Origin of the sequence: Anaerovirgula multivorans, assembly GCF_900188145.1 — a bacterium.
Taxonomy (GTDB): domain Bacteria; phylum Bacillota; class Clostridia; order Peptostreptococcales; family Natronincolaceae; genus Anaerovirgula; species Anaerovirgula multivorans.
Map to the genome: position 1 here is coordinate 24,369 of NZ_FZOJ01000011.1, position 19,982 is coordinate 44,350.

The following is a 19,982-nucleotide window of genomic DNA, read 5'->3' on the forward strand; positions in this document are numbered from 1 at the left end:
TACACCGAAGGATAACGGACTAATAAGGAGAGAATTTTAATGAGTTTAGAAATAAGATATGCAAATCATCCAGAGGATTCTAAGCATTATACAACAGAAGAATTGAGAAAGCATTACTTGATTGAAAAGCTATTTGTAGAAAATGAAGCAGCTTTAACTTATTCTCATATTGACAGAATTATTGCTGGAGGCATTATGCCAGTTGAAAAAGAGATCAAGTTAGGGGCAGGCAAGGAACTGGGTGTCAGCTATTTCTTTGAAAGAAGAGAAGCCGGCATCATCAATATCGGAGGTAAGGGAAAAATAACTTTAGACGGTGAAGAATATCCTTTGAATCATGGTGATGGATTATATATCGGCATGGGATGTAAGGATGTTACTTTTGAATCAGAAGACATCAACCATCCAGCAAAATTTTATTTCAATAGCAGCCCTGCCCATAAAGCTTTCCCTAACAGAATCATCACTTTAGAACAAGCTAACAAAGTAAAACTAGGTGAAAAAGAAAATCTAAATGTAAGGACAATTAATCAATATGTTCATCCAGCTGTATGTGAGAGTTGTCAGTTAGTTATGGGGATGACTATACTCGAACCAGGAAGTGTGTGGAATACAATGCCCTGCCATACTCATGAACGTCGCATGGAGGTCTATATGTATTTTAACATGGAGAAAGAAACAAGAGTATTTCATCTTATGGGTCAACCTCAAGAGACACGACATGTTATTATATCAAATGAACAAGCGATTATCTCCCCTAGCTGGTCAATCCATAGTGGTGTGGGGACAAGTAATTATAGTTTCATTTGGGGTATGTGCGGTGAAAATATAGAGTTTACGGATATGGATCATGTTGCAATGGAGGAAATCCAATAGTAAAATAAAAGAAAAATATTTTACTATAAGGAGTTTTTAATATGTCAAACTACAAGTCTTATGAAGCTACTACAATTTCGGAAGATGTTTATAAAAGCTTAGAGAAGGATATCCTGAATTTAAAAATCAAACCAGGACAGATTTTAACAGAGCAAGAGATATGCGAAAAGTACAATATATCAAGAACCCCCAGTAGGGACGTTCTTCAAAGACTTAAAAATGCTGGATTGGTATTTACTATTCCATATAAAGCAAACTATGTTTCTTTGCTGGATATGGATAGTATCCGTCAGTTCATCTATATGCGGATTGCAATAGAAACAGCTGTTGTTAAAGATGTGATAAAAATTCTTGATGATAAATTGATAGCTGAGCTTGAAGAAAATCTTAAATTACAAGAAACTTTATTGAAATCAGATTTTACCGCAGAACAATTCTATAAAATAGATGGCAGCTTTCATAAAATATGGTTTAACGCAACTGATAAACTCATTGTTTGGGAGCAAATTCAAAAATTACAGGTTCATTACACAAGATTTAGGATGTTAGATATTGTTGCAGTTAAAAATTTCCAAGCCATTTATGAAGATCATAAAAAATTAGTGACTATCATTAAAAGTAAAAATAATGATGAAGTAGAGGTGTTTGTAAGAAAGCATCTCAATAGTGGTATTGTAAGACTTGGAGATAAAATTTACACTGAGTTTGCAGATTACTTTATACATAATAAAAAAAGTTAGTTTAGTAAGGTAAAACTAAATTATACGATGAATGGAGGAAAAAAAATGTTTAAAAAAATCATGTCGATTCTAATAGTAGGTATTATGTTAATTTCATTTGTTGGTTGTTCAAAAACAAATGACACAAGTACAGATGCTGGCACAGATGTTGATGTAGATACTCCTGCGGCAGTTACAACACAGGTACTAAAACTTTCATTTAATCAATCTGAAAACCATCCTCAATATAAAGCATTAGAGACCTTCGGAAAACATTTAGAAGAAGAAACCGGTGGAGCCTATGCCATTGAAATTTCGCCAAATGCATTACTAGGTGATCAAAGAGCGTCTTCAGAACTTGTACAAAGTGGTGCAATTCAAATGGCGGTAGTTGGCAATCCAATCGTTGAAAACTTTAATAAAGATTTTGCAGTAATTGGTTTGCCTTATATTTATGATAGCTTAGAACATCAAAAGGAAGTGTTTACTTCTGGTATATTAAATGAATTATTTGCATCTGTATCCGGTAATGGATTTGAGGTGGTAGGAGCTTTTACAGCAGGCTCTAGAAATGTGTACGCTGATAAGGCAATCGAAAAGCCAGCAGATCTTTCTGGATATAAAATCCGTGTAATGGAATCTGATACCATGAAAAAAATGCTTGACTACATGGGTGGAATAGGTACCCCAATGGCGCAAGGTGAAGTATATACAGCTGTACAACAAGGGGTTCTTGAAGGCGGAGAAAACAATGAAGTAACTTATGTTGACCTTAAACACTATGAGATTGCACCGTATTTCTCCTATACACAACATTTAATGGTACCCGATTTAATTATTATCAATAATAACATCTATGCAGGAATGTCAAATGAAAACAAAGAAATTTTTAATAGACTTATGAATGAAACTATAGAAAATCAGTTTGCAGGCTGGAATGACAGTGTAGAAGATGCTAAAAAAGTTGCCATTGAAAATGGTGCTACATTTGTAGAATTAGATATTAGGCCTTTTCAGGAAAACGTTACACCTCTTCATAATGAAGTAACAGCTTCTTCAGAAAAAACAAAAAAATTATATGATGAAATAAGGACTTTAGCTCAATAATAGCACAGGTATTATAGGGAAGGGAATTTGGCTCATGTGATGAGGAGCCAAATTTCCTCTATCATGTTAAATAAAAAAAATAAGTATGCAAGTTTCTGAAAAAACTAATATTTTAATGGGAGTTAGGAGCTGCAAAATGAAAACAATTAAGAATATATTGGATAGGATTGTTGAGTTTTTTTGTATTGGAATCATGGGTATCATGACAATTCTTGTTACATGGCAGGTTTTTACTAGGTATGTTCTTAATAATCCTAGTACAATAACAGAGCAGTCAGCTCAATATTTATTTGTTTGGTTAGTTTTATATGGGGCCGCATACGTTTTTGGTAAAAGAGATCATATGTCCATTACCTTCATTAAAGACAAAATGCCCTTTAAAATAAAGACTGCTATGGAAATTATCCAAGAAATTGTCATCGCTTTATTCGCCTTAGGCGTCATGGTCTATGGAGGCTATATTTCTTCATTAAGACAAATGGCTCAATTAGATGCGGCATTACAGATTCCAATAGGGATAATATACTCAGCTATTCCAATAAGTGGTGGATTTATTATTTTCTACACAATATATAATATCAAAAGTATTGTGGAGAAGCTAAAACATTCTGATGAGCAAGTAAAAAAGTCTTCCTCTGAAAGATTTATAGGATGACTCCAGATGAACCAACTAAGTGACTAACACAAAAGTTACAAATCAAACTTGCACTCTGTATAAGCGATTGACACAAAATCAAAGATTTTGGTCACCTGCTTATGGTTGTCTACTTATCTTGAAGCCAATTACAGAAATTATTACTTATCCACAATTAAACAAAGTATATAATTTCCTATTGGTTATAAAAAATTATTAAGTTAGGGGTAGAAATTATGGATTTAGCCATTCAGGCTGCAATGATTATGTTTATTTCAGTACCTATATTGTTATTAATTGGCATTCCAATTAGCATTGGTATAGGCATGTCATCAACATTAGCGATGTTATTAGTTTTGCCATTCGAAGGGGCCATGATTACATCGGCACAACGGGTTTTTATAGGAACGAATTCCTTTTCACTTCTTGCAATCCCATTTTTCATTTTGGCAGGGAATATTATGAATAACGGTGGTATAGCCATACGCCTTATTAACTGTGCTAAATTGATTAGCGGAAGATTACCAGGAGCTTTAGCCCAATCAAATATAGTTGCCAATATGCTGTTCGGAGCTATTAGTGGTTCCGGGGTTGCTGCAGCAGCGGCAGTAGGAGGAACAATGGCTCCCCTTGAAGAAGCAGAAGGATATAGCAAGGAATTTAGTTCAGCCGTCAACATTGCATCAGCACCAACAGGGATGCTTATACCGCCTAGTAATACATTAATTGTTTACTCAACCGTTGCCGGAAGCGTATCCATATCCGCTCTTTTTATAGCTGGATACATCCCAGGAATATTGTGGGGGCTTGGTGTCATGATTATCGCAGCCATCATGGCAAAAAAAGAGAACTACATCGCTAAAGAAAGCGTTGCATTTTCCCAAGGTTTAAAAATATTTTTAGATGCCGTCCCTAGTCTTTTATTAATTGTTATTGTAATAGGAGGAATCTTAAAGGGTGTCTTTACAGCCACGGAGGGTTCTGCCATTGCGGTAGTGTATTCTCTTACATTGGCATTTATTTATAAAGAAGTAAAATTGAAGCATTTACCTGATATCTTGTTGAGCTCTGCAAAGATGACTGCCATCGTCATTTTCATGATTGGTGTTTCTTCCATCATGTCTTGGGTAATGGCCTTTACAAATATTCCTCAGAAGATAGCTTCATTACTACTAAGCTTTACAGACAGTCCAATCATCATTCTCATGATTATGAATATATTGATGCTAATTATTGGTACTTTTATGGATCCAACACCCGCTGTTCTTATATTTACACCAATCTTTCTGCCAATTGCCCAAAGCTTTGGAATGCATCCTGTCCAATTTGGTATCATGATTGTATTTAATCTTTGTATAGGAACCATAACACCACCAGTTGGGCCTATCTTATTTACTGGTTGTAAAGTGGGAGGTGTGACTATTGAGCAGGTAATCAGAAGGCTAATCCCTTACTTCACTATAACCGTTCTAATCTTGCTTTTGGTTACATACATTCCAGCTATATCATTAACATTGCCAAAATTATTAGGGCTAATAAAATAATAGAGTATTGTATAAAAAGTAATACCCCAGTTGTATAACAACTAGGGTTTTTTTATAACAGTACATAATCATAGGCATGCGCCTTTATCCTTTTATTTTTCCGTTAATTTTCTGTAAGATCTTTATTTCCTGTTCCAGCGTGAATTTGTATTTATCAGCTAAATAAGTAATGCCAGCTATCACAAATAAATAGGGTGAAAACCAAATTACCCTTAACCATTCCCTTGACATCATTTCCCCCATAGACATCCCAATAATATAAGGTATCATTAATCCTATAAAGCTTTCTAATAGTACCGCCAAAATAAAAGTAACAAAGTTCGATATAACTGCTGCTAAAATCGGTATCTTTACAATCAAGCAAGTCATAAGTACAAAAGATAAATACTGCATAAAAATATGAATTCCAAAATCATAATTTTTTCTAATATAGTAGCACATCATCCCCTGAATGACCCCTGCGATGAACACCCTCTTTTTGTCTGGTCGTATGCCGATTAAAATTAGTCCTAAATAAATCAGAAGCACTGCCTCAGGCATAGCATTCAGGATCACAGCTTTTATAGGCATAGTATCCATTACAAATCTCCTCTTCCCTTATTTTTCTAACCCTTACATTAGACGTTCTCTCCCCTGAAAAGTTTCATAAAATCCTCTTTTTTTTATTTATTTTCTCTATATATATTTTTACAATAGGTTTCCTTCACTAGAAAAATGAACAAAAACCCAATTGTAGAGGCAATAAAGCAATACATAAAAGCCTTCTGATATAATACAGTTGTTTCTAATACTTCTTCATAACGATCGAAAATTCCTCCTAGTAAAGGCGGTATCACTGCTGCACCAAAAAAGCCTCCGATGTTTACAATCGATGTAGAAATCCCTGCAATACCAGGATGATTCACCTCTTTACCACAAGCCCAGCCTAATACAAAGGCAGTGCAGGTAAAACCCATGATAAAAAAGAGAGGATAAAGTATAGCAATAGGTGGCTTTCCTCCTCCCGCAAATACTAAAATGCCCCAGGTAAGCACGTAAATTCCTCCAAAGATTAGCATAGGCAGCTTTCTTCTTTTAATGGCATCCGAGAGCTTTCCAATAGCTATACTTCCTATGGCCATTCCTAAAACCGCTACAGTTGTATAATTTGGTGCAGCTTCCCGTGAGAGACCGTAAACATCTGTCAGATAACTGATGCCCCAGACTCCTGTTAAGGAGGCAAATGCTCCAAAAAAGCCGGCAAAAGTGAAAAAGGGAGGCCAGGTTCTTGGGTTTAGGAGGGCCTTTACAAGACCTTCACCTAAAGGTGGAGCCTTAATCATGCTTTTTTCTCTTCCTTCAATACTTTCTATTGTTGGTAGTCCTATTTCACTGGGGGAATTTCTCACAATAAGATAACATAACACAGCTATTACTAAGCTAACCACTCCAATAGCTATAAACGTACTTCTCCAGGTGAAATATGCCACCATCAAAGCTAAAGGTGTTTGAGCAAAAATTCCTCCTAAATTCCCAACAAAGGAAGTAATCCCTGCCATGGTACCAAATTCTTTTTCAAAAAACCATTGGGATTGTATTTTTAATATAGCAATAAATACTACAGATACCCCTAGTCCAACTAAAAGTCTTCCTAAAAAGGCAATAGTAATATCGGGAGCATATCCAAAAACTATTGAGCCTATTCCTGCCAGCAAGGTGCCAATCGTTACTGTTTTCCTAGCCCCTAAGGAATCTGCTAATATTCCTGAAGGAATCTGCATGATCATATAAGCATAAAAATAAGTAGATCCTAGATTAGCAAAGGTTGTCCCTGTGATTTGAAAGGATTCCACTAGATCCTCCCTTACAACACCTACTGCTAATCTGTGAAAAAAAACGATTGTATAGGCTATCGCCAGAATTCCCCACACTGTCCATCGATAGCTTTTCAACTTCTTTATCTGTTGTGATTGTTCCATAGCTCTCCTCCTTTTCGGGACGACAGGCTCATCTTCCGCCACACATATATTCATTTATAGAAGCTCATATCTATATATAGACATGAGCTTCTAAATTTTAATATACTAAGGGCTACATTTGCAGTCCTTGGCTACGCTTTTCAGACAAGGGCGAAACCGTAGACCGTGTATATTAAAATTTAATTATAAATACGTTTTTCTATACTTGTTTCATACTCAGAGAGATCTTTCCTCTTTCTATGTCCAACCCAATAATTTTTACTTCAACCTCATCTCCAACTGAAACAACATCCATTGGATTTTTAACAAATTTATTGCTCAATTCAGAAACGTGCACTAATCCATCCTGCTTAACACCGATATCAACAAAAGCACCAAAGTCAACAACATTTCTTACTGTACCAGTCATAATCATATCTAATTTTAAATCCTCCATTTTTAAAACGTCACTTCTAAAGATAGGTTTTGGCATTTCCTCCCTCGGATCTCTGCCGGGTTTTTTAATCTCCTGAATGATGTCTTTCAAAGTAGGCAATCCAATCTCTAATTCATCTGCTATTCCCTTCAATGCACTTTCTAAAGAACCTGCTTTCCTATATTGCAATATACCTTCTTCAACATTTCTAAGCTTTCCCCGTTGAATGTCCTCCTTACTATAACCTAGTTTTTCGATTAACTTCATTGTTATTTCGTAAGATTCAGGATGCACGCTAGTATTATCTAATGGGTTTTTTCCATTTGAAATCCTTAAAAAACCTGCACATTGTTGATATACCTTATCCCCTAATCGTTTTACTTTTTTTAGCTGATTTCTGTTGGTAAACCTACCATTTTCTTCTCTATATTGTACTACATTTTTAGCAACGGTAGAGGAGATTCCTGCTACATATTGTAATAAGGAAGGCGTAGCGGTGTTTAAATCCACCCCAACACTATTAACACAGTCTTCCACTACATTCTTTAATGTTTCTCCTAGCTTACCCTGATTTAAATCGTGTTGATACTGTCCTACACCAATACTCTTTGGATCAATTTTTACTAGCTCTGCTAATGGATCCTGTAATCTACGGCCTATAGAAATGGCTCCTCGAATGGATACATCTATATCTGGGTACTCTTCTGTTGCTAGCTTGGATGCCGAATACACAGATGCTCCTGCTTCACTAACAATTGTGTAATACACCTTTTTTTCAATTTCTTTTATTAGTTCTGCCACAAGCAGCTCCGTCTCTCTTGATGCAGTACCATTACCTATAGGGATGATATCTATATTATATTTATCTATTAATTCCTTCAATACTTTTTTAGCCTCTTCAACCTTGTTTTGAGGAGCATTAGGATAAATAGTAGTATAATCCAGCAACTTTCCTGTTTCATCCAATATAGCAATCTTACATCCAGTTCTGTAGCTTGGATCAATGGCTAAAATCCTAACATCCTTAATAGGTGGAATCAAAAGCAGCGGTTTTGTATTTTTGCCAAAAACCTTGATAGCTTCCTCTTCAGCCCTTTCTGTTAATAGGTTTCTAACTTCTCTTTCTATAGAAGGAGCTATCAATCGTTTGTATGCATCCTCAATGGCTTCTTGGAGGAAAGGAAATGTTATAACTTTGCTATTGGATATGATCTGCCCTGTTAAATAGGAGATGATCTCATCATCTGGACTCAATAGCTTTACTTTCAGTTTTTTCTCTTTTTCTCCTCTATTTACAGCCAATATCCTATGGTTAGCAATCTTACTTACTGATTCATTATAATCGTAATACATCTCATAAACTGTCTTATCTTCAAGATCCACTGCTTCACTACTTATTATTCCTTTTCTTAAATTCATGTTTCTAATATTTTCTCTATAATTTGCATTATCGGATATTACTTCAGCGATAATATCCTTTGCCCCATTGATTGCCTCTTCAATAGTAAATACTTCTAAGTCTTCATTGATAAATGGCTCTGCCAACTGCTCTATCGTTCCCTCTTCAATTTCTTGCTTTAGGATTAACTCTGCTAATGGCTCAAGCCCCTTTTCTTTTGCGATTGTCGCTCGTGTCCTTCTTTTAGGTCTAAAAGGTCTATATAAATCTTCAATTTTTTGAAGTACCTTTGCCTTTACTATCTGGTTTTTTAATTCCTCGGTTAACTTGCCCTGCTCTTCAATCAGTCTTATAACCTCTTCTTTTCTTGATTCTAAATTTCGCAAGTATGTAAGCCTCTCATGAAAATCTCTTAGAACTTCATCACTTAGCGTCCCGGTCATTTCCTTTCTGTATCTAGCAATAAAAGGGATGGTGTTGCCTTCATCTATTAATGCAATTGTATTTACCACTTGAAATTCCTTTAACTGGAACTCATCCACTAATTGTTTCGTAATATTCATTCCCTTGCCTCCTCAGTTATTAATAAAAATATTATATCATAATCTAATGACCTTTTTTATTAATATCATTTTTTCTCCACGTAGGTTTTTTAAAAATCAAAATGCACCGCCTTAATCTTCTAAGACGGTGCATATCTTATCCTTTTTTCCATTCCTTTTCGCCGCTGACAACATAGTCATTCAGCTGTCCTTTGCCGTAGGTCATACCGGCTACAATTTTAGGTCCTTCAGAAGATTGTACAGCAGCTTGGCTTCCTTCACGTTCTCCTAGTTCCCTCCAACCTTCATAGATAGGAGTAATCACCTTAATCGCTAGCTGAAGCTTTTCTATATCCTTCTTGTTTTCAGCCTCTGTAATTAACTGATTGAGATATAAATAAACGCTTCTCAAGTTATCTGCCACCTCTGAATCCTCCTGTAGGGTGGATAGTAGTTCCGCTAATATTTCTCTAGCTTTTTGTGTGGAATTGTTTAGTTTTTTATAAGCGTTGATTCTTAAATAATCAAGGCTGTCCTCCAAGGTATCGATTAAACCTTCATATAGGATTGCGACTAATTCCGCTGGATTGGCATTGGCAATACGATTGGCTAAGTATTCTTTTTCTATCAATTTGTAAACCCCCTACTATCTTTGGAATATAATTATGCCGTCTATGATGAATATTGCGTTATAAACTGGCGGTCAAAGACCGCCCCTACATGTTGACAACGCTATATTGTAGGGGTGGTCTTTGACCGCCCGAATTACGCATTCTTTATTTAAGGTGTTCTATCATTTAATAATTAGCTACCCAACAGCTGCAATACTGACTGTGGTCTTTGGTTAGCCTGAGCTAGCATTGCTACACCTGATTGAGTTAAGATGTTAAGTTTTGTAAACTCAGACATCTCTAGTGCCATATCAGCATCTTCGATTCTAGATAAAGCAGCTGTTAGGTTTTCTGCGGTGTTATCTAGGTTAGCAGTTGTGTATTCTAGTCGGTTTTGGATAGCCCCTAAGGAAGATCTTAGACCCGCTAATTTTACAATAGCATTATCATAAACAGTGATGGCAGCGGTAGCCCTATCCTCTTTAGATACATCTAGTGCATACTCAATAACACCCTCAGAAAGACCATCAGTTACATTAGGTGTACCACTTGTAAAAGCGGCTCCCTTTACTCCAGTATTACCATCCGGACTCGCTGAACTTATTCCCAATATCTTGGCACGGATATCTCCTATAGAAAGTCTAAAGCCCTGACCCTGATTAGGTCCTACTTGAAGATTAGTAACAAACTCCTTTGGTGTACCTTCTAAGAAGATAGCTTGTCCTGCAAAGCCCTCCACATCCGCTGTAACAATCAGCCTAGTTGTCTTATTTGCATCTATAGTCATGTTCACGCCATCTATTCCAAGAGCAGCTATTTCCTTAACAAGATCTTCTAAGTCTTTTTCATCTGTAGCATCTTTCGCTATATTAATTGGCCTATTGGAACCAGTGTACGGTCCAACACGGCTGTCAAAGAATTCGATTTTTTCCTTACCAATAGTCATGGTAGATCCCGCTTGTGGAATTTCTTTAAATAAGAAACTTCCTGTAGCATTACCAGCATCCTTTTCTGCCTCACCAGTAGTTCCTAAGTTTACAGTTCCAAATAAATCCGCTGCCAGCGTGCCTGTGATCTCTATCTTACTACCGCCTCCTATAGAAGCACTTCTTATTTCAAGCCTAGCATTATCTGTAATAATAGCTTCTCCCAGATCTCCCATAGCATCATTCAAAACTCCTAATATATTCTCTACCGTTGCATTTCCAGGATCACTGAATTTGTTAAGATTTACCGTTCTCTCTTCTCCATCTATTGTTATCGTAAGGGTTTTGGTGCTTAGATCCGCTATATCGCCAACATATGTATCATCTAACGCCTGATCTCCTACGATTTCAGCGGGTCCTCCTGTAGACATCCTATGTACAGTAGTATTGGAATTGGGAGCTGTATTCCCCTGCAATAGTTTTCTCGTATTAAAATTCGTACCATTGGCGATTCTATTTACCTCCGAGGTCAATTGATTGATTTCATCCTGGATCGCCTGTCTATCTTCATCAGTTACAGCACCATTGGCCGCCTGTACTGATAATTCTCTCATTCTCTGGAACATAGAATGGACTTCATTCATAGCCCCCTCTGCTGTTTGTATTAAAGAAATACCGTCTAGAGTATTTTGAGAAGCCTTTCTTAAGCCCATTACCTGAGCCCTCATCTTTTCTGATATCGCCATTCCAGCTGCATCGTCTGCTGCACGATTTATTTTTTTACCGGAAGAAAGTCTTTCTAGTACCTTACTGGATTTTCCAGTATTGACATTTAATAACCTATGGGCATTTAGTGCAGGAATATTGTGGTTAATTCTCATTTTTTTACCTCCCTTTTTGTCCTTGAAGATTTCTTTAGATTTATTAATATATTTCTATAACATTCATTTATAAAAATCTATATTATATTTATCGACTGGCTACTTCTTTTTCTTTAGTAATTCTACTTAATTCCCCTAGTACTTTTGTCCGATTTTCATAAAGTCCCTTTAGATATCCTTTAACTTCAAGGATTTCTCCTTATCCATTGCCTCTACATAAACCAATATCTGAGCCACCACCTCATAAAGCTCCTGTGGAATCTCTGTCCCCACCTTAAACTGAATTAATTCCTTTACCAGCTTATCATTTTGGTGAATGACAATTTCATTTTCCTCCGCCGCCTTCAAAATGTTTTCTGCAACAGCGCCCTTTCCCGCTGCAATAACCTTGGGGACTGCATCCTCCTCCATGTTGTAACGTAGGGCCACCGCCTTCTTCTCTTGTCTTTCTTCTTCCATTTTATCTCACACCTTTAAATTTTAATGTCTAGGAAGTTTTTTGTTGGTTGTAATAATCCCGTTGTCTCCTCCACCATGGAAAACAGATGGTTTTCCTCCGCTACCTTAAAGGACATCTCTTTTAGTTCATAACCTAGGTTCTTTAACATCTCTTGAATTTGTCTTGTGTTTTCTTCAAAAATTTCCTTGTCCACTTGTTTTTTTACACCTATTTTTAGAACAATTTTTTTATAATTGACATTAGTATAAACGTTGACATTCCCCATATTGTTGGTATCAAAGTTCAAAAGAATAGACATATCATTGGGGTCGATTTTCCTGCCACCCTTTTTCTTATCCATAATATAAATCTGTAAATTCTTTAACTGATTCTCCATCATCACTGGCAGTTGCAACACTGTATCCTCTTTGCTTAATTGACTCTGTAAAACTAGAGCATCCCTTAAGCTTCCACTGCTTTTTTGAAAAGCTTCTCTTTCAGCTTCTCCCAACAGGTGTCCTTTCTCCTCAACCGCCTTCATCCATTTCCCCAGCTGCTGATAGGTTTTTTCAGCATCAAATCTTCCAGCTTTTGTCTCTCCTGTTGCTTCCTTTAAAAATCCCTTCATCTTTGCTTCTAGTTCTCTTAAATCCTGTTTGTCACTTTTTGCCAAGATTTTTAATATTTTATCGGTTTCCACCGCTATCTGCTGTTTGTTATTCACAAATAGGCTTAACTTATTTACCTCTTTTAAATCTGTTGGTATGGCATTCTTTACCAAAAGGGATAAAAGGCTATCCTTTTCCCCGCCTATACTACCGATATTTTGTATAATTCCCTTTATGTCCTCAAATCTTTTATTAATATCCATTCTATTGACAGGATTCTCGTCAATATAACTGGAGAGCTTTGCCAATTCTATTTCCTCAATGGTTGCTCCCTTTTGAGCCAATTGCGTCACCATATAAGAGGAGAGGTTCTCTCTAATGTTTTCCACATGACTATTAATTTCATATAGTCCTAGTAGATTCCCTCTATTTAATGGTATGTTGCTTTTAAGTAGAGCCCTTGCCGCCTCTATATCCATGATGCTTCCCCTAACCCCCAAAGCTTCTGCATTTTTTACAACATAGTTTTCAATTGCTGCTCTTTGGGGATTTTCTGTCACTCTTTCACTGTTTTCCATCATTTGGTGACTGTGAAGCAGTCCATTAAGGGTATTGGGATACCGATTGCCAATATGTCGGGCAATGCTGTCAAAGTCAAGGGTTTTAAGTTGTTGCAAAGTTTGAAGAGTTTTTACATGCTGTTGATATATTGTCTTCATGCTGCTGTCTAATTCTTGTATATCAAAGGTGCTGTTACTTCCCTTTTCTGTAAGGAGTTGAAGATTGCTTAATTTGAAATCTGCCCCCTTCTTGATCAACTGTAGCAGTTGCTTCTCATCTATATTTTGAAGATTTTTTATAGTATCCAGGATGTTGTTAATCTTCTCCTCTTGAAAAAGCTTATCCTTTACTTCATAATTTCCTTCCAATTCAATGTTTTCCTTTATATGTTGCACCAAGGATAAAATATTTTCCCTTTCTATCTGTACCCCAGATCTTAGTAATTGAGCAGCTCGTTCATGGTTTAACAAAAGGTTCAACTCTCTTACAGCATTCTTAATTTCCTCTACCTTCTCCATATTTTCTGGAGATACTTCCATTCCATTTCTAATCAGCTCTTTAGCAAGTCTGACATTTTCTTCCGTCACCTCTATATCAGAGGCTGTCAGTAATGCCTTGATCTGTTCCTCCATCCCCTTTAGTTCTCTCTCACTGATGGTGTCTATGGCATGGTTCATGGTTTCATAAGCTTGATTTGCAAATTGACTTATTTTTTCCTCCACAGCAATCACATTTTTGGTAATGGCATTTTTCATTTTATATAGGTGGTCTATGGAGGCTTCAATCTTGTTTTTTAAGGAATCAATAATGGTATCCTCCTGAATATCCTGTAGATTTTCAAGCTTAGCAAAAATGTTATTGATTTTTTCCACATTGCCTTTGGTAATCTCTACTCCCGCCTTATGCAATGCTTTAATCACATCGGTAAAGTCCTTTCCCATTTTATTGCCATAAAGCTGAGAAGCAGTTTTTTCAGCTTCCTCTAATGTCATATTTTTCTTTTTACTAAATAACTTAAAAAAAGAAAATCCTTCTTTTTCCCCTTTGGTCTTCTCCACCATATCCGCCAATTTCTCTAATGATTCTTCTTCAATGTCCACATTCTTTTTTATCAGTTTAATGGCTGTATCATAGTCTAATCCCTTAATTACCTTGTCTAGACTGGCTTTAGAGTCCATAAATAGTTGGACATTTTCTTTTGTTGCAATCACTCCATACTTCTCAAGTGTATTGGCAACTCCATCCTTTTCATGACCCGAAGCCACGTTTGAATTTTTTCCCAACTCTTGATTTGGATTTTTTTCTTGAATTAGCTTTGATTGGAGGATATATTTTTTATCGATAGCTACAGTATCTCCTACTTCACCTTTAATACTGCCCTTCAACTGGGCTTCTATGATCTTGTTTCCGCCAATACTTAATTTTATCATATTGTCATTTTTTTCCACTAAGGTGCCTCGAATTTTGAAAGAGGAGGTGTTTCCTCCATAAAGTTGTTGTGGAATCCCTGTTGTCACTCTTTGAAAAATATTGTTATTCATCATCCCACCTCCTTTGACTTCTACTTAACTTATCGTCATAAGTGGAAGGTTTCTTTAATGAGATATTCCAATGTTTATTCAAGGAGGCTAAAACTATTATTTTTTGATTGATTTCTCAAGATATTTTCAAAATTGCCGATAATATATATAACCCTATGAGCTTGTAGATTTTAATGCACTACGCTCTACATTGCAATCCTTTGCTTATGTCTTTTAGCCAAAGGAAAACCTTAGGCCGAATGTATTTAAATTAAAAATAGGGATATGTATTGATAATATTATGAACCAGTGGATTCTAGGATAGAATAATTTATCATTTTGTTGTAGAATAGAGGTAGTATATTTATGTTCTTGCATTGGAGGATAGGTTATGAGTAAGATTGATGCTATACATATGAATGACATTATGAGTATGGTAGAACCTCAAAATAGAAAATCAGAGGTAAAGCGGGAACAGTTTATCTCTAAATTTGAAACAATTCAATCCCAGCATGTTAGAGAGCATCTTGAAGATCTCTATGGTAGGATTACCGAGCAAGCTGAGAAAATTGGGGAAAAAATGCATCTCAATGAAATTGTTAAATACAAAAAGCTGGTGCGAGAATTTTTAGATGTAGCCACAAAAAACTCCCACAAATTTTCCAAACAAAATTTTCTAGATCGAAGAGGTCGTCATCGAGTTTATTGTGTTGTGAAAAATGTTGATAGAGAGCTGGAGTCACTGACAAAAGACTTTTTAGACCAAGAGGTAGACCGTATTGACATTATCAAAAGACTAGATGATATCCGAGGAATGCTATTGGATATATTGATGTAATAAAATACAGACTGTTCAAAAGCCCTCAGATTCAAGGTATGAAAAAAACAGCGACCGCAGCGTATATAGAAATACGTAAGGGTGCTGTTTTTTTGAAATAACGAAGAAGATGAGAGTTTTTCAACAAAATCCAGACTGTTCAAAAGCCTTCAGATTCGAGGCGCAAGAAAATCCAGCGACCGCAGCGTATATAGAAATACGTAAGGGTGCTGTTTTTTTGAAATAACGAAGAAGATGAGAGTTTTTCAACAAAATCCAGACTGTTCAAAAGCCTTCAGATTCGAGGCGCAAGAAAATCCAGCGACCGCAGCGTATATAGAAATACGTAAGGGTGCTGGATTTTCGAAGCAACGAAGAAGATGGAGGTTTTTCAACAGTCTGAAAGCCTGCAAAAGTAGGCTTTTTTTTATTCTAAGCTCCTTAAATACCCGTTAATAAACACATCCAAATCTCCATCCATAACGCCTTGTATATTTCCAACCTCTACATTAGTACGATGATCCTTCACCAAATTATAGGGATTAAAAACATAGGAGCGGATTTGGCTACCCCAGGCAATCTGACTGTATTCTCCTTGAATATCTTCTATTTTTTCTTTATGTTCCAATTCCTTCAATTCTATAAGCTTTGCCTTCAGCATCTTCATAGCAACCTCCCTATTAAAATGCTGAGACCTTTCATTCTGACACTGAACCACTACACCAGTAGGTATATGGGTAATCCGAACAGCTGAATCAGTTTTGTTTACATGCTGCCCGCCAGCTCCACTAGCTCTATAGGTATCAATTTTCAAATCTGTCGGATTAATATCTACCGCTACAGTTTCGTCCATTTCTGGCATAACATCCACCGATGCAAAGGAGGTATGGCGTTTTCCTGAGGAATCAAAGGGAGAAATCCTCACCAGACGGTGTACTCCCTTCTCCGCCTTCAAATAGCCATAGGCGTTTAATCCTTCAACTAATAGGGTCACATTTTTTATTCCTGCCTCTGGATCCTGCAGTATATCCAGGAGTTTCACCCTATAATCCTTACCCTCTGCCCAACGGGTATACATACGCCACAGCATTTTCGCCCAGTCTTGAGCATCTAATCCACCCGTACCAGCGTGTATAGATAAAATAGAATTGTTCTTATCATATTCTCCCTTAAGAAGGGTTTGAATTTTCATTTCAGAGACATTACTTTCTAATGATTTAACCCCATCGATTAACTCATCTTCAAAGGAATTGTCTCCTTCCTCTATAAAGGATACGATGGTGTCTAGTTCCTCATAGGTTTTTACTAACTCTTCATAATTCTCTATCTTATCCTTCATTTCCTTAGACTTCTTCAAAATTTCTTGGGCTTTTTGAGGGTCATTCCAAAAGCTTTCCTCTCCCATTTTTGCCTCGTATTCATCAACGATATTTTTTAAGCTTTCAACGTCAAAGAGAAACCCTCAGTTCATCAATCTCCTCTTGAAGCCTTGAAAGCTGCTGTTTATAGATATCTAAGTTTAACATCTACCATCACCTCGGTTATCCCACTGTGTGAAAGTGATTGACACCAAATCAAAGATTTGAGTCATCTACTTTTCCGCAGCATTTTTTATACTTTTTACCACTGCCGCAGGGGCAAGGTTCATTTCTGCCTGCTTCCTCTTTTTTTACAACTGTTTTTCCCTTGGTATCATCATCGTCACCATGGGTAGCGGCTATCGGCTCTGCCACCCTTCTTCTTTGAACCTTTACTTCCTTTTCAATATTAAAGAGATATCGTACTGTATCTTCTTGGATCTTATTAATCATCTCCTGGAACATATCATAGCCCTCTACTTGATACGCTCTTACAGGATCCACCTGTCCAATAGCTCTTAAACCAATACCCTGTCTTAATTGATCCATAGCATCGATATGATCCATCCATTTACTATCTATTACCTGTAACATGATGACTCTTTCGATTTCTCGCATTCTCTCCTCACCAATTTCTTCCTCTTTTTGGTTATAGAGTTTTTCAGCCACCTGTATAATTTCATCCTTTAGGGATTCTAATGTCAGATCTTCAACCTTATCAAAGCCTAAAACATCCTTTGGTAGGAAGATGTTAGATAGGTTCTCTTCTAATCCCTTTAAATCCCAATCTTCTGGATACTGTGCATCAGCGGTATAAATAGCGATAGCACCCTCTATTATAGTATCAATCATATTAAAGATATGATCCCGCATATTTTCTCCTGCTAATACCTTTTTACGTTCTGCATAAACAACTTCTCTTTGTTTATTCATGACATCGTCATATTGTAATACATGCTTACGAATACCAAAGTTTCTACCTTCTACCCGTTTTTGTGCATTTTCTATGGATCTGGAAAGAAGCTTATGCTCAATCGCTTCGTCCTCTTGAAGTCCCATCTTTTCTATGAAGCCCTGCATTTTATCTCCACCAAAGAGACGCATTAAGTCATCCTCAAGGGAAATAAAAAATCTGCTGGAGCCAGGGTCTCCTTGACGTCCTGCACGACCCCTTAACTGATTATCAATCCTTCGGGATTCATGTCTTTCTGTTCCAATAATATGCAATCCTCCTGCATCAACGACTTCCTTATGCTCCTTATCGGTTTCCACTTTATATTTTTTATGAAGCTCATCGTAATCTTTTCTAGCCGCTAATATATCATCATTGTCGGTATCAGCAAAGCTGGTAACCTCTGCTATCACGTCATCATCATATCCTTTGCGCTTCAATTCCTGCTTTGCCAAGAATTCTGGATTTCCTCCTAATAGAATATCAGTACCCCTTCCAGCCATATTGGTAGCAATCGTAACAGCACCTTTTCGTCCTGCTTGGGCCACGATTTCCGCTTCTCTTTCATGGTGCTTAGCATTTAATACTTCATGGGGAACACCTTTTCTCTTTAAGAGCTTTGACAATTCCTCTGATTTTTGAATAGATATAGTACCTACCAATATCGGTTGACCCTTCTGATGATTTTCTTGAATTTCATTGGCTAGAGCCATGAATTTCCCATTCTCTGTTTGATACACAGCATCAGGATAGTCCTCACGAACTACTGGCTTATTCGTAGGAATTTCAACAACATCCATGTTGTAAATAGAAATAAATTCTTCTTCCTCTGTTTTTGCTGTTCCAGTCATCCCTGATAATTTATTATACATTCTAAAGTAGTTCTGGAAGGTGATGGTAGCCAATGTTTTAGATTCTCTTTGAACCTCTAAGCCTTCTTTAGCTTCTATTGCCTGATGTAATCCATCACTGTATCGACGACCAAACATCAGTCGGCCGGTAAAGTCATCTACAATAACGACTTCCCCTTCCTTTACCACATAATCCTTATCTAGCTTCATTAAATTTTGAGCCTTTAAGGCTTGATTAATATGATGGGATATTTCCATATTATTTAGGTCTGAAAGATTCTCTATCCCAAAGGCTCGTTCTGCCTTTTGAACTCCATCTTCTGTTAGAGTAACGGAATTTGCCTTTTCATCTATGGTGAATTCTGCTTCCTTTTTTAAGGTTCTTACAAATTGGTCTACGATAAAATACATCTTCGTGGATTTTTCCCCTTGACCTGAGATGATAAGAGGTGTTCTGGCTTCATCGATTAAAATACTATCTACCTCATCCACGATGGCATAGTTTAATTCTCTCTGTGCCCGATCATCCTTGTAGATTACCATATTGTCTCTCAAATAATCAAATCCAAATTCATTGTTGGTACCATAGGTGATATCACTGTTATAGGCTTCTTTTCTTTCTCCTTGGCTTAGTCCATGAACAATCACACCAACAGATAAGCCTAAAAAATGATAAACCTTTCCCATCCATTCTCTATCTCTTTTAGCAAGATAATCATTGACGGTTACTACATGAACCCCTTTACCAGCAACAGCATTTAGATATACTGGTAGTGTAGCCATTAGGGTTTTACCTTCTCCAGTTTTCATCTCAGCAATTCTACCTTGATGTAAAACCATACCTCCATAAAGCTGTACCCTGTAATGTTTCATTCCCAGCACTCTAAAGGAAGCTTCCCTGACGGTGGCAAAGGCTTCTGGTAAAATATCATCTAGTGTTTCCCCCTGCTGAAGTCGTTCTCTAAATTCAGAGGTTTTTTGTCTAAGCTCACTATCACTTAGTTTTGAATACACTGCATCTAAAGCTTCTATTTTTTCAATATCCTTATCCAGTCTCTTCAGTTCTCGCTCACTATAGGTGCCGAAAACCTTTTCAAATAGCTTTTTCAATTATTTCACCCCGTTATGTATAATAATTTTCTAATCGTTGTATGCAAATTATAGCTGTCTAAAGATTTTATGAGGTTTTTCTTAACCGCAACCTTAGTCTTATGTCATCTGTCTATCATATTATTCTATCATTTATCTATTTTTAACACAATAA

15 protein-coding genes are annotated in these 19,982 nt (G+C 36.7%); 6 read left to right on the forward strand and 9 right to left on the reverse strand.

What is annotated here, in order from left to right:
- Positions 1-39 precede the first annotated feature (39 nt).
- The 5 genes from kduI (at position 40) to CHB72_RS12440 (ending at position 4,880) form a co-directional block, all read left to right on the forward strand.
- Positions 40-876, forward strand: a complete 837-nt coding sequence (gene kduI / locus CHB72_RS12420; protein ID WP_089283202.1) for a 5-dehydro-4-deoxy-D-glucuronate isomerase — start codon at positions 40-42, stop codon at positions 874-876.
- A gap of 41 nt (positions 877-917) precedes the next feature.
- On the forward strand, positions 918-1,616 hold the full coding sequence (locus tag CHB72_RS12425; protein ID WP_089283203.1) for a GntR family transcriptional regulator: 699 nt from the start codon (positions 918-920) through the stop codon (positions 1,614-1,616).
- 45 nt (positions 1,617-1,661) lie between these two features.
- Positions 1,662-2,702, forward strand: coding sequence for a TRAP transporter substrate-binding protein (locus CHB72_RS12430; RefSeq protein ID WP_242975120.1), 1,041 nt, complete (start codon positions 1,662-1,664; stop codon positions 2,700-2,702).
- A gap of 136 nt (positions 2,703-2,838) precedes the next feature.
- Entirely contained in the window at positions 2,839-3,357 is a 519-nt protein-coding gene (locus tag CHB72_RS12435; RefSeq protein WP_089283205.1) for a TRAP transporter small permease, read from the forward strand.
- A 215-nt stretch (positions 3,358-3,572) separates the two neighbouring features.
- Complete coding sequence (locus CHB72_RS12440; protein WP_089283206.1) at positions 3,573-4,880, forward strand: TRAP transporter large permease; 1,308 nt, start codon at positions 3,573-3,575, stop codon at positions 4,878-4,880.
- An 84-nt stretch (positions 4,881-4,964) separates the two neighbouring features.
- Here the strand turns inward: CHB72_RS12440 and CHB72_RS12445 are convergent, their stop codons facing one another.
- The 7 genes from CHB72_RS12445 to CHB72_RS12475 all read right to left on the reverse strand — a co-directional run bounded on the left by CHB72_RS12445 (position 4,965) and on the right by CHB72_RS12475 (position 14,761).
- Positions 4,965-5,459 carry a hypothetical protein gene (locus CHB72_RS12445; RefSeq protein ID WP_089283207.1) on the reverse strand — a complete coding sequence of 165 codons (495 nt, stop codon included), beginning with the start codon at positions 5,457-5,459 and terminating at the stop codon, positions 4,965-4,967.
- Between the two features lie 83 nt (positions 5,460-5,542).
- The gene (locus tag CHB72_RS12450; RefSeq protein WP_089283208.1) at positions 5,543-6,838 is read right to left on the reverse strand and encodes an MFS transporter; all 1,296 of its coding nucleotides are present in this window, start codon (positions 6,836-6,838) and stop codon (positions 5,543-5,545) included.
- Positions 6,839-7,037: 199 nt separating this feature from the next.
- Positions 7,038-9,215, reverse strand: coding sequence for a Tex family protein (locus tag CHB72_RS12455; protein WP_089283209.1), 2,178 nt, complete (start codon positions 9,213-9,215; stop codon positions 7,038-7,040).
- Between the two features lie 136 nt (positions 9,216-9,351).
- On the reverse strand, positions 9,352-9,825 hold the full coding sequence (gene fliS / locus CHB72_RS12460) for a flagellar export chaperone FliS (RefSeq protein ID WP_089283210.1): 474 nt from the start codon (positions 9,823-9,825) through the stop codon (positions 9,352-9,354).
- A gap of 173 nt (positions 9,826-9,998) precedes the next feature.
- Entirely contained in the window at positions 9,999-11,612 is a 1,614-nt protein-coding gene (locus tag CHB72_RS27760; RefSeq protein ID WP_089283211.1) for a flagellin N-terminal helical domain-containing protein, read from the reverse strand.
- A 168-nt stretch (positions 11,613-11,780) separates the two neighbouring features.
- Positions 11,781-12,071, reverse strand: coding sequence for an EscU/YscU/HrcU family type III secretion system export apparatus switch protein (locus tag CHB72_RS12470; protein ID WP_089283212.1), 291 nt, complete (start codon positions 12,069-12,071; stop codon positions 11,781-11,783).
- Positions 12,072-12,085: 14 nt separating this feature from the next.
- Positions 12,086-14,761, reverse strand: coding sequence for a DUF6240 domain-containing protein (locus CHB72_RS12475; protein WP_089283213.1), 2,676 nt, complete (start codon positions 14,759-14,761; stop codon positions 12,086-12,088).
- Positions 14,762-15,131: 370 nt separating this feature from the next.
- Between CHB72_RS12475 and CHB72_RS12480 the strand changes: the two genes are divergently transcribed.
- Positions 15,132-15,578 carry a YaaR family protein gene (locus tag CHB72_RS12480; RefSeq protein WP_089283214.1) on the forward strand — a complete coding sequence of 149 codons (447 nt, stop codon included), beginning with the start codon at positions 15,132-15,134 and terminating at the stop codon, positions 15,576-15,578.
- A gap of 406 nt (positions 15,579-15,984) precedes the next feature.
- On the opposite strand, the gene prfB is transcribed toward CHB72_RS12480, so the two are convergent.
- Both prfB and secA read right to left on the reverse strand, forming a co-directional pair.
- Positions 15,985-17,083, reverse strand: a protein-coding gene (gene prfB, locus CHB72_RS12485; protein WP_141131395.1) for a peptide chain release factor 2 whose coding sequence is annotated in 2 segments (ribosomal slippage) — positions 15,985-17,007 and positions 17,009-17,083 — 1,098 coding nt in all. Because the reading frame shifts where the segments join, the coding sequence is not laid out codon by codon here.
- A gap of 48 nt (positions 17,084-17,131) precedes the next feature.
- Positions 17,132-19,828, reverse strand: coding sequence for a preprotein translocase subunit SecA (gene secA / locus CHB72_RS12490; protein WP_089283216.1), 2,697 nt, complete (start codon positions 19,826-19,828; stop codon positions 17,132-17,134).
- Between the last annotated feature and the right edge of the window lie 154 nt (positions 19,829-19,982).